The following is a 12,643-nucleotide window of genomic DNA, read 5'->3' as shown; positions in this document are numbered from 1 at the left end:
TTTTTTTAATTTAATTAATTTTCATCTTCAACCTCACTCAAAACTTCTTTTTTATTGATATCAGGATCTTCTACTACAAGATTTTCAAGAATAAATACCTGGCGGTCCGGAGTGTTTTTGCCCATATAAAACTCCAGCAACTGATCAATGGTCTGATCTTTCCCCACCACCACGGGCTCCAGGCGGATATCCTTACCAATGAAATGTTTAAATTCATCAGGCGAGATCTCTCCCAACCCTTTAAATCGGGTAATCTCAGGATTTTTTCCCAGTTCATTCAGAGCTTTTATTCTTTCAGCTTCCGAATAGCAGTATCTGGTTTCTTTTTTATTTCTTACCCTAAACAAAGGAGTCTGAAGAATATAAAGATGCCCGTTCTTGATCAGATCCGGGAAAAACTGTAAGAAGAACGTAATCATCAACAGGCGGATGTGCATTCCGTCAACATCGGCATCTGTCGCGATAATCACCTGATTATATCTGAGATCTTCAAGACTTTCTTCGATATTCAGGGCAGCCTGAAGGAGGTTAAACTCTTCATTTTCATACACTACTTTCTTTGTTAATCCGTAGCAGTTCAAAGGCTTACCTTTTAATGAAAATACAGCCTGCGTTTCCACATCCCTCGACTTCGTGATAGATCCGGATGCAGAATCTCCCTCTGTAATAAATATCTGCGTTTCTCCTTTTCTTTCGTTTTTCTGATCGTTGTAATGCTGCCTGCAGTCACGCAGCTTTTTGTTGTGAAGAGAAACTTTTTTAGCTCTTTCTCTTGCCAGCTTCTGGATTCCGGAAAGCTCTTTTCTTTCTCTTTCCGAAATTAAAATCTTTCTCTGAATGGCTTCAGCAACTTCAGGATTTTTGTGAAGGAAATTATCTAATTTACTTTTTAAGAAATCAATGATAAAAGTTCTTACCGTCGGTCCGTTTGGTCCCATATCATTTGAACCCAATTTGGTCTTCGTCTGAGATTCGAAAACAGGTTCTTCTACATTAATGGAAATTGCTGCAACAATCGATTTTCTTACGTCTGATGCATCAAAACTTTTATTAAAAAATTCACGAATTGTTTTTACATACGCTTCACGAAAGGCATTTAAGTGGGTTCCACCCTGTGTGGTATTTTGTCCGTTAACGAAAGAAAAATACGTTTCAGTCTGAGATTTATCCGTATGCGTTATCGCGACTTCGATGTCGTTATCCTTTAAATGAACAATGGGATATAAGGTTTCATTTTCAAGCTCTTCATCAAGTAAATCCTTTAATCCGTTTTCGGAAAAGAAAGTTTCACCGTTAAAAAAGATTTTCAGCCCGGGATTCAGATATGCATAATTGCGGAGCATTCTTTCGATATACTCTTTTCTGAATTTAAAATTGAGAAATATATCGCCATCCGGAATAAAAGAAATTTCGGTTCCGTTTCTGTCTGAAGTTTCCTTTTCATCATAGTTTTCTGTAATGATACCTCTGGAAAATTCTGCAATTTTCATCCTTCCGTCACGAAACGAACGTACACGGAAATACTCTGAAAGCGCATTAACAGCCTTCGTACCAACCCCGTTCAGACCTACGGATTTTTTAAACGCCTTACTGTCGTACTTCCCACCGGTATTCATTTTCGAAACAGCATCCACCACTTTTCCAAGCGGGATACCACGGCCAAAATCACGGATCGTAACTTTGCCGTCATCTAGTTTTATTTCAATTCTTTTACCGGATTTCATTCTGAACTCATCAATGGAGTTGTCCAGAATTTCTTTCAGTAAAATATAGATTCCGTCATCAGCAGAAGATCCGTCTCCCAGCTTCCCGATGTACATTCCGGGCCGCAAACGGATGTGTTCCTGCCAATCAAGGGTTCTGATATTATCTTCGGAATAGATTGGATTTATTTCTTGTGACATATGTTATTTCAGCAAACATACAAAAATACGAATTTGAAAAAAAATAACCGGAATTTTTACATTATTTTTCGCTAAAATTTAATTTAAATTCATGAATTCTTATCAAAAAATCGGGTATTGAATATGGCAAGTATTTAATCACTTTAATCCGGAAAATCTACCTTCATCGACTTTAATATTAATCTCATATAGTTTTTAGCTTTGATAATAGATTTATGCTGATCTTTTGTCTCGCTCTTGAATTTAATTTAAAAAATTTAATTTAAATTCGATATTCCAAAAATACCTTTATGATACAACTTCCTTTGTCGAAGCTTTCCAATGTGGGAACAACCATTTTCAGCCAGATGACGCAGCTGGCCAATGAAAATGAAGCGATCAACCTTTCGCAGGGATTCCCTGATTTCATGCCGGATTCTGAATTGCTGGATCATGTTGATCATTTCATTAAAAAAGGATTTAACCAATACGCTCCGATGGCCGGAATGATCCCCTTAAAGGAACAAATCGCCACAAAAATAGAAAATTCACATCGCGCAATATATCATCCGGATTCTGAAATAACAGTAACTGCAGGTGGTACACAGGCTATTTTCACAACGATTGCAAGTTTTATAAGAAAAGACGATGAAGTGATTATTTTTGAACCTGCTTACGATTGCTACGAGCCGACCGTAGAGCTCTTTGGCGGAATCGTAAAGCGTTTTGAAATGAAAGCTCCCCACTATGAAATCGACTGGAATACGGTAAAGAATTTAGTTTCAGACAAAACCAAAATGATCATTCTTAACAATCCGAATAATCCTGCCGGAAAGATTTTAAAGGAAAATGACATTCAGGAGCTGATTAAGATTGTCAAAGGAACTTCCATCCTGATTTTGAGCGACGAAGTATATGAAAATATTGTTTTTGACGGAAAAGAGCATTTAAGTGTCTGCAAATACCCCGAATTAAAAGAAAGAAGCATCATGGTAGCATCCTTCGGGAAATTGTTTCATGTGACCGGCTGGAAGGTGGGCTATTGCGCTGCTCCTGAACATTTAACAAATGAATTCAGAAAAATTCATCAGTTCAATGTTTTTTCCGTTAATACACCAATGCAGCTTGCGCTGGCAGAATACATGAAAAACCCTGATCACTACAATGATCTAAACTCGTTTTTCCAGGAAAAGAGAGATTTTTTAAGACAGGGGCTGCTAAATACTTCTTTTGAATTGCTGGATTGTGAGGGCACTTATTTTCAGGCATTAAAATACGATAAGATATCGGACAAAAACGATTTTGATTTTGCGCGTGAACTTACCATTTCTCATAAAGTCGCAAGTGTTCCTTTTTCTTCTTTCTATAAAAATAAGCTCAATGAAAATGTAATCCGACTGTGTTTTGCAAAGAAAAAGGAAACTTTGGAAAAAGCTTTAGAAAATTTGTCTAAAATATAAGTAAGAGGTGGCTTCGAGAGCCTCAGCCACCTTTTACAATATCAGTGATTTTTATCATTTCAAACCGGTGATTGAGGCTCTCGAAATCACTGGTTTGAAGTCATTTATTATAAAAACATTCCGCCTGATGCTTCAATTCTTTGTCCGTTGATCCAGCCGGCATCTTCTGTACAAAGGAAAGCAACCACTCCTCCAATATCATCCGGAAGACCGGCTCTTCCTAATGCCGTATTATTGGCAACCATCGCATTGATATGCTCATCGTCTCTGGTTCTTCCGCCGCCGAAATCCGTTTCGATTGCTCCGGGAGCCACAACATTAACCCTGATTTTTCTTGAACCCAATTCTTTCGCCATATACTTGGTCAACATCTCAACTCCTGCTTTGATCGATCCGTACACTGAAGATCCCGGTAATGCAAATCTTGCCAATCCTGAAGAAATATTGATGATTCCGCCATTGTCATTGATGAAGGGTAAAAACTTCTGAGTCAGGAAAAACACCCCTTTAAAATGAATATCCACCACATCATCCAGCTGCTCTTCCGTTACGTCAGGAATTGGTGCATATAAAGCGGTTCCTGCATTATTGATGAGATAATCAATATTTCTGCTTCCTGTATTCTCTTCAAGATGATCTCCCACCGTTTTTACAAAAGCATCAAAACTTTTCGTGTCTTTTGTATTAAGCTGATAGGCAATTGCTTTTCTGCCTAGTGCCTGAATTTCACTTACTACTTTATCAGCTTCTTCCTTGTTGCTGTTGTAGGTGATGATCACGTCAAGGCCTTTCTGTGCAATTTTCACTGCTGAATTTCTTCCCAAACCACGGCTTCCGCCTGTAATTAATGCAATTTTTGTTCTTGCTTCCATTATTTTAATTTTTTTGATGAAACAAAGTTCAGCTATTTCAGAACGCAATTGTTTGCTTTAATCAAACTGAAATTTGCAAAATTCAAATCATGACCGAAATTCCAGCGGAGCCAAGGATGTCTTTTTTTTGAAAAAATTAGAAAAATGAGCGATCTCTTCAAATCCTAAGGCATAAGATATTTCAGAAACATTCCATTTGGTCTGCTTGAGCAGTATTTTCGCCTCCTGAACAATTCTTTCAGCGATAATCTCAGTGGTTGTTTTCCCGGTACTTTCCTTTAATTTCTTGTTTAAATAATTCACATGAACCGCCAACCGGTCGGCATAGTCCTTTGCTGTTTTCAGCTGCAGTCTCTGATCGTAAGATTCGATCGGGAACTGACGTTCCAACAATTCGATAAATAACGAAACCACTCGTAAAGAAGCATCATTTGAGGTCGAAAGTTTCGATGCCGGCTGCAGCTTTTGACCGTAGTGGATGAGCTCCAGAACATAATTCCGGATGAGATCATATTTAAAAATATAGTCTGAATCGATTTCTTTTTTGATCTTTCGGAAGAGCTGCTCTATTTCATCCGCAAGTTCATCATCAATCTCAAACAGAGGAATATTTCCTGGCTGAAAGATCGGGAGGTCTTCAAGAGTATTATATGATTTATCCTTAATTAAAAAATCTTCAGTGAATACACAAAAGCTTCCCGACTGATTAGAATCTTCCGGGATCCAATGATAAGGAACTTTAGGAGTAGCAAACAACAATGCATTGTTTTTTATCTGAATAATTTTATCTGCATATTCCGCCCTGTTTCTTCCTCTGATCAGGCTTATTTTATAATATTTCCTTCTGTTGTAAGGCATTTCGGAAGTCAGTTTTACCTTTTCTATGGTTTGAGCAATATCAAAAACATTGAAGTGTCCGATTTCTTTGTGAAGACCTTTTGGAAATATACTTTCAATATCCGTTCCTAATTTGGAGGTCATTTCCCGGTAAAAATCATCCAGGGATGCATAGGAGGTATGTGCTGTTTTTTCCATGCTTACAATTTGTATAATTCAAATGTACGAAATATTATATATTAAAATTAAACGTCAATCCCTCCGATTGTTTCCAGCGACCATTTACCGTTTTTGTATTCGGCGGAATAATCACGCTCATAACTGCTGCCTGATTTTGAGATATAAAATTTATCCGGATCTTTTTTATCTTTCTTCATTTTAGAAATACTTTCTCTTGTAACATCTGTCATTTTTACATAATATGTTTTCTTTTTATCACTTTCCGGAATAAATAATATCCTATAATCGGGACTGACCTCATGGAAATAATCACAATCATTTTCAAAAACCATGAACGTATAATGCTGTTTCTTCAAACTACCTTCTGTGTCTGCATATTGGGGCAGCAATAATTCATAAAGTTCTGTAAACTTATTTTTCGAAGATTTAAACATGGGATTAAGATCATCAAAATCGGTGATCCCGTCTCCATCAGTATCCTTACATTCTGGGTTGAGACCAAAACTTTTTTCAAAGATGTCATTGTAGCCGTCGTGATCAGAATCTTTTGTCAGATCTTTCAGATTGATTTTAAACAATTTACCATCACTTATCGCTGAATAATCATCATACCCGGGCAATCCGGGAACCTTCACAATTTTTACGAGACTGCCTTCCAATTCAATAAAATTACCGTTAATGATTGGTTTTTGCTGAATATTATTAACATAATAATGATTAAAACTCAGGCCTAAGAAATAGGCAGAAGGCTTATCATTCTCAATGGTAAGTAACCAGAAACCGAGATCGTTAGTTCCCAACGCATAAAGCCTGTTTCCAACCTGCTGTTTATGTGAAATAGAAAATTGATCTGAAAATTTCTCTTTAAAAACCTTATACTCCTCCTGATGTGCTTCCCATCTTTTCTCTAAGATCTCATCGGAATCATATCGATGTATTGACTCAATACTATCGTTTTTAAAGGTCCTATATTTTTTAAGATTTATAATTTCAAGATAATCAGGCTTATTATCCAGGATTTGCTGTACGGTAAATGGCTTTTCTTCGGTATATGCCCGGAAAATCTCAGACCCAATATTGGCAAAACATCTGTTTTCTGTATTTTCTGAACAGGAAATAAGCGATATAAATGTAAGGAAATATAAAATTTTCATGATTAAAAAGTTTCGGACATGAATGCAAAAAACGCTCCCAAAATCAATCGGGAGCGTTTTTCTATTATAACTAACTTTAATATTTCTTTATACGTTGAATCTGAAGTGCATGATGTCACCATCTTTCACTACATATTCTTTACCTTCTACAGAAAGTTTTCCTGCTTCTTTTACTTTTACTTCAGATCCGTAATGGATGTAATCGTCATATTTAATTACCTCAGCACGGATAAATCCTTTTTCAAAGTCAGTGTGAATAACACCTGCAGCCTGCGGCGCTGTCCATCCCTGCCCGATCGTCCATGCTCTTACTTCTTTTACACCAGCCGTAAAATACGTCTGAAGTTTCAAAAGGTCATACGCTTTTCTGATCAGACGGTTTACTCCGGGTTCAGTAAGCCCAAGCTCTTCAAGGAAAATTTCTCTTTCTTCAAAAGTTTCAAGCTCATTGATATCAGCTTCAATCTGAGCGGCTAAAACAACGACTTCAGCACCTTCATTTTTAGCCATTTCCTCTATTTTAGCAATCCATCCATTTCCGTTTTTAATGGAGTTTTCATCAACATTACACACATAAAGTACCGGCTTATTGGTCAACAGCTGAACATCACTGATAATAGATTTCGTTGTATCATCTGTGGCAAATTCTCTTGCATTCTTACCGTCTTCCAAAAATTTCTGAAGATTCTGAAGCGTTTCATACGTTAAAACATCTTCTTTTTTTCCTGATTTAATGAATTTCTTCGCTTTTTCCACTGCTTTTCCTACAGTTTCCAGATCTTTTAACTGAAGTTCAATATCAATAATTTCTTTATCTCTTAACGGATCTACAGAACCTTCAACGTGAATGATATTTCCATTTTCAAAACATCTTAAAACATGAATAATAGCTTCACACTCACGAATATTGGCTAAAAACTGGTTTCCCAGGCCTTCACCCTTGCTTGCTCCTTTTACAAGACCTGCAATGTCAACAATCTCTACAACCGCCGGCAAAACTCTCTCCGGTTTTACTATTTTTTCCAGTTCAAACAATCTTTGGTCCGGTACGGAAACTGTTCCCAGATTGGGTTCGATGGTACAGAAAGGATAGTTGGCCGACTGTGCTTTTGCGTTGCTCAGGCAGTTAAAAAGAGTTGATTTACCTACATTCGGTAAGCCTACGATTCCACATTTCATAACGTTAGATTCAAAGTTTAATGTTTATTGTTCAAAGTCTGATGTATTCAAAACCCTGAACTTTCAGCGTGCAAAGATAGTGATTTTAAAGAGAGTTTCATAATAAAAAAATCTGCCATCAAGTGTGGCAGATTTCAATAATTTAATTCAAAAATTTGGCTTTTAAGGATTGTCTCCCGTGGCTTCCTGCGCCAACGGAACATCGTTAGGTGCTTTTTCCAATGTTTTATCTAAAGTAAATAACGACTCGTCAGTTGCTCTGTCACCTCCGGCAATTTTCAGTTTGTCCATCAGATTCATGGCCAATGTTTCTTCCTCAATCTGTTCCTGAACGAACCATTGCATGAAATTCCAAGTTGCCCAGTCTTTTTCTTGTAATGCCATATCTACTAGTCTGTAAATCGCGGTCGTATTATCCACTTCATGTTTAAATACTCCTTCAAAACACGCAGTCAAAGATTCAGGATCGGCCGGCGGGGCCGGTATGGCTTCCACCTTTGGTTTCCCTCCTCTGTTCAGGACATATTCCATAAATTTAATAGAATGGTTTCTTTCTTCCTGAGCGTGTCGGTACAAAAAGTTGGCAATTCCCTGATATCCTTTATCATCTGCCCAGATTCCGTAAGATAAGAAAACATGTGCCGCATGGATCTCTTTGTTCATTTGATCACTAAGCGCTTTTTCCATAGCTTCGGAAAGTCTTTTAGTATTCATAATTCATATTTTTTAGTGATTATGGTTGAATAAGATGCAAAAATGATTCCGAGAAGATTTGATCAGCAATTATTGCATTCATGGCATTTATAACACTCTGAAATACTTTGTTTTACAAATATAATTTATAGTTATTCTAAACTTCTGCCCTCATTGAACGGTAGTTTTAATCAGAAATATTTTTCAATTTTTCGGAAGCTTTTTCCCGCTTTCCGTTGCAATCTTTTTTCCTCACCCTAAATCCCTCTCCCGAGGAGAGGGACTTTCATCGCAAAAAAGGATTTTCACTGCAATCGGGGCTAGGGCGGCAGTCTTTCATTCATTAGCTATAAATCTTAAAGAAAAGAATCCTTTTTTCTCTCCCACAGATTTCTCAGATAGCCACGGATGATTGCATTGTATTCTATTGAGAATGGATTGCAATGAACTAAAATGAAGAATCTCAAGAATTAATTTTCATGAGATTCTTCGTTCCTTAGAAATTGAAGCCAGGCGCAGCCATTGAGCCATTAACAAAAATCAAATTGTTTTGACTTAGGAGATAGCCAGTATTGATTACTTCACTTTTTTTGCCATATAATCACTTTCATTTCCTAATCTGTCGATGGCTTTGATGGCAACGGCATTCAGGGTTTTTCCGTCTTTAGATTTCGGAATTTCTTTTGAAAGCTGATCCAGTGTCAGAATTTCAGTTTCCCAGACCCCATTATATTGAGTGAAAAGCACCCATTGGAAGACATCTCCAATATTTTTTGTACTCCAGCTTGTCTTTACGAAACTTCCGTTATCATTCATAAACAGGGTTGGAGTCTGCAGGGGAACAGCCTTTAACCAAGGTGATTTTGGTATTAAAGCTTTTTCTTTATAAGGTCCGTTTTTTAGTGTCGGAAGCATGGCTGCATTTTTCGTCAGTCCGGCAATGCTCCAATGTACTTCTCCTGCATTATTTCCTAATAGCTGTCTCGAAATTTCAATCTGATTCCGGATTTCTGCCGGACGGTCTGACGCTCTTATTTCAACCGTATTTAATCCCGGCCACAAATGACGGTTTAAGGTATTTTCAGACTTCCACCATCTTAAAAGCGCTTCAAAAGGTTGTCCTTTAGATTCCACAGGCCAGTATAGCTGAGGCGAAAAATAATCTACCCAGCCTTTATTTAACCATAACTTAGCATCGGCGTACAGTTCATCATACTGTGAAGATCCTACAATTCCTTGCGGGTAACCAGGTTTCCAGATTCCAAACGGACTGATACCAAAACGTACATAATTTTTCTCTGCGTGGATTTCTTTATAGATTCTTTCCACAAATTTATTCACATTATCTCTTCGCCAGTCGGCTCTGGAAAGTGTTCCTCCGTTTCTTACATATTCACTCCAAGTGGCATTATCGGGGAAATCAGCGCCTTTATTGTAGGTAGCATACGGATAAAAATAATCATCAAAATGTACTGCATCAATATCATAGCGCTTTACAATATCCTTTACAACGTTAGAGACGTGTCCCTGTGTTTTCGGGCTGGCAGGATCAAACCAGTACATCCCGTTTTTTAACCTTACCACAATATCCGAAAGCTTATTCACCATCGACAGGCTGTTCGGCGAACCTCCGTTGGAATGATGGGCACGGTAAGGATTCAGCCATACGTGGAGTTCCAGTCCTCTTTTGTGGGATTCTTCGATCCAGAACTGTAACGGATCATAATTGGGATAGGGAGCAGTCCCCGTCTGCCCTGTCAGGAAATAAGACCACGGCTCCAAAGTACTTGTATATAAAGCATCTGCAGAAGGTCTTACCTGAAAGATGACCGCATTGAAATTATTATCTTTCAGCATATCCAGCATACTGATGGCTTCGGCTTTTTGTTGGTCTACGGATAGGTTGTTTCTTGAAGGCCAGTTGATATTGGCAACACTGGCAATCCATGCCGCCCGGAATTCTCTTTTGATCTCGGGAAGAACTGTTCTGAAAGTTTCTTCAGGCGGAATCATAGTGACAGGTTTTGGACCAGGTGATGGTGTTGTATTATTTTTAGTATTTTTGGTTGGTGTTGAAGCTTTTACCGCATTATTTTGAGTTGAACAGGCGACAAATGATGTAAAAGCCCCAAATAATATGATTAGTTTTAAGTAATTTATTCTCATATCTGCAAAACTACATTAATTTATTTTGTTGATTTAAATTACAATAATAAAATGAATTATTTCACAGATATGGATTTAAATTATTATTGTTTAACGTAAAGGGTAGAGATTTTTTTGAATACTAACTATTTTTTAATTTTCCCACGGATTACACGGATCTCTCAGATGTTTATGTTCTAATTATTTATAAAATTAGCTTCTGTTGGAAAAATTAAACTAAAAAAGTCCCGGCAATGCGGGACTTTAATGTATTATTAAATGGTTGATTAAGCTTTTGCTGATCTTTCCACTCTTTTTCTTTCTTCTTCGGAAAGGATTTTCTTTCTCATACGGATGAAATTCGGAGTTACCTCGATCGCTTCATCACCCTGGATGTATTCCATGCATTCTTCAAGAGAGAAAAGGATTTTTGGTGCAACGCCTGTATCTTTATCTTTACCGGAAGCTCTCATGTTGTTCAGCTGTTTTGCTTCTACAATATTTACCACAAGATCTCCAGGCTTGTTTTGTTCACCGATGATCATTCCAGCATAGATTTCCTCACCCGGATCTACGAAGAATTTACCTCTGTCCTGTAATTTAGCAATGGAATATTCTGTTGCAGGTCCCTGAGTTTTACTGATCAATACCCCGTTGTTTCTTCCCGGAATAGCTCCTTTGAAAGGCTTATATTCTGTGAAACGGTGTGCCATGATGGCTTCTCCGGCAGTTGCTGTCAACATCTGAGAACGCAATCCGATAAGACCTCTCGAAGGAATCTCGAACTCCATATGCTGCATTTCTCCTTTGGTTTCCATGATGTGAAGGTCACCTTTTCTCTGTGTAGCCAAATCGATTACTCTTGAAGCATATTCTTCAGGAACGTCTACCACTAGAGATTCATAAGGTTCACAATTCACGCCGTCGATTTCTCTTAAGATTACCTGTGGCTGACCGATCGTCATTTCGTATCCTTCTCTTCTCATTGTTTCAATTAAAACCGACAAGTGAAGAATCCCTCTACCAAACACAAGGAATGTATTGGCATCATCTGTCTGCTGAACTCTTAATGCTAAGTTCTTTTCCAATTCTTTTGTCAATCTTTCTTTCAGGTGATTGGAAGTCACATACTTACCATCTTTTCCGAAGAAAGGTGAATTGTTGATAGAGAACGTCATATTCAGGGTAGGCTCATCAATTGCCGTTCTTTCCAATGGTTCAGGATTTTCAAGGTCTACGAAAGAATCACCGATCTGGAAAGCATCGAAACCTACGACAGCACAGATATCACCTGCCTGAACTTCAGTCACTTTTTTCTTTCCTAATCCTTCAAATACGTATAATTCCTTTACTTTTCCTTTTACAATTTTACCGTCTGCCTGGGCAAGTCCGATCCACTGAGATTCTTTAAGCTCCCCTCTCGTTACTTTTCCGATGGCGATTCTTCCTAAGAAAGAAGAATAATCAAGGGAGGTAATCTGCATCTGAAGGTTACCTTCGCTTACTTTCGGAGCAGGTACATACTGTAAAATCCCATCCAATAATGGTAAGATATCTTCAGTCTGTTCTAATGAAGTGTTGAACCAACCCTGTTTAGAAGAACCATAGAACGTAGGGAAATCCAGCTGCTCTTCAGTCGCTTCAAGGTTGAAGAACAAATCAAATACCTGATCATGAACTTCATCCGGACGACAGTTTGGTTTGTCTACTTTATTAATTACAACTAAAGGTCTCAGTCCTAATTCTAAAGCTTTCTGAAGTACGAATCTGGTCTGTGGCATTGGTCCTTCAAAGGCATCCACCAAAAGGATTACCCCGTCTGCCATTTTCAATACTCTTTCTACTTCCCCACCGAAATCGGCGTGACCCGGTGTATCAATTACGTTAATTTTCGTGTCTTTATAAGTAACAGAAATATTCTTGGATAAAATCGTGATCCCTCTTTCTCTTTCAAGATCGTTGTTATCCATAATTAACTCTCCACTCTCCTGATTTTCTCTGAAAATATTGGTAGCGTGAATAATCTTGTCAACCAGAGTCGTCTTACCGTGGTCAACGTGTGCGATGATCGCAATATTTCTAATGTTTTGCATAAAAGATTTTTACGGGTGCAAAAGTAGTGATTTTTAATGAAATACTTGCTAATTAGTTTTGTTAATTAACAAATTCATAATGAGAAAATTAAATTATTTGAAAGTTTAAATATAAAATTTTATACGTCAAGTTCTGTCGCTTTTCAC

General features: G+C 37.7%; 9 protein-coding genes. 1 reads left to right on the top strand and 8 read right to left on the bottom strand.

What is annotated here, in order from left to right; genetic code table 11:
* Window positions 1-14: 14 nt before the first annotated feature.
* The gene (locus tag ACWNCI_RS03095) at window positions 15-1,904 is read right to left on the bottom strand and encodes a DNA topoisomerase IV subunit B (RefSeq protein ID WP_449387155.1); all 1,890 of its coding nucleotides are present in this window, start codon (window positions 1,902-1,904) and stop codon (window positions 15-17) included.
* A gap of 290 nt (window positions 1,905-2,194) precedes the next feature.
* Between ACWNCI_RS03095 and ACWNCI_RS03090 the strand changes: the two genes are divergently transcribed.
* Complete coding sequence (locus ACWNCI_RS03090) at window positions 2,195-3,343, top strand: methionine aminotransferase (protein ID WP_449387154.1); 1,149 nt, start codon at window positions 2,195-2,197, stop codon at window positions 3,341-3,343.
* 107 nt (window positions 3,344-3,450) lie between these two features.
* Here ACWNCI_RS03090 and ACWNCI_RS03085 read toward each other — a convergent pair whose 3' ends face one another.
* From ACWNCI_RS03085 to typA, 7 genes are all read right to left on the bottom strand, one after another.
* Window positions 3,451-4,215 (bottom strand): SDR family NAD(P)-dependent oxidoreductase, encoded by a 765-nt coding sequence (locus tag ACWNCI_RS03085; RefSeq protein WP_449387153.1) that lies wholly within the window; start codon window positions 4,213-4,215, stop codon window positions 3,451-3,453.
* Between the two features lie 87 nt (window positions 4,216-4,302).
* Entirely contained in the window at window positions 4,303-5,250 is a 948-nt protein-coding gene (locus ACWNCI_RS03080; protein ID WP_449387152.1) for a helix-turn-helix domain-containing protein, read from the bottom strand.
* A 47-nt stretch (window positions 5,251-5,297) separates the two neighbouring features.
* The gene (locus ACWNCI_RS03075; protein WP_449387151.1) at window positions 5,298-6,386 is read right to left on the bottom strand and encodes a hypothetical protein; all 1,089 of its coding nucleotides are present in this window, start codon (window positions 6,384-6,386) and stop codon (window positions 5,298-5,300) included.
* A gap of 87 nt (window positions 6,387-6,473) precedes the next feature.
* Entirely contained in the window at window positions 6,474-7,565 is a 1,092-nt protein-coding gene (gene ychF, locus ACWNCI_RS03070) for a redox-regulated ATPase YchF (RefSeq protein ID WP_449387150.1), read from the bottom strand.
* Window positions 7,566-7,727: 162 nt separating this feature from the next.
* The gene (locus ACWNCI_RS03065) at window positions 7,728-8,279 is read right to left on the bottom strand and encodes a ferritin (protein ID WP_346985601.1); all 552 of its coding nucleotides are present in this window, start codon (window positions 8,277-8,279) and stop codon (window positions 7,728-7,730) included.
* Window positions 8,280-8,834: 555 nt separating this feature from the next.
* Window positions 8,835-10,424, bottom strand: coding sequence for a glycoside hydrolase family 10 protein (locus ACWNCI_RS03060; RefSeq protein ID WP_449387149.1), 1,590 nt, complete (start codon window positions 10,422-10,424; stop codon window positions 8,835-8,837).
* 266 nt (window positions 10,425-10,690) lie between these two features.
* Window positions 10,691-12,496 (bottom strand): translational GTPase TypA, encoded by a 1,806-nt coding sequence (typA, locus tag ACWNCI_RS03055; RefSeq protein ID WP_346985605.1) that lies wholly within the window; start codon window positions 12,494-12,496, stop codon window positions 10,691-10,693.
* Window positions 12,497-12,643: the final 147 nt, after the last annotated feature.

The sequence above is a fragment of the Chryseobacterium lineare genome (assembly GCF_977014045.1).
The sequence above is the reverse complement of the archived record's forward strand: the minus strand, read 5'-3'. Positions and strand labels throughout refer to the sequence as shown.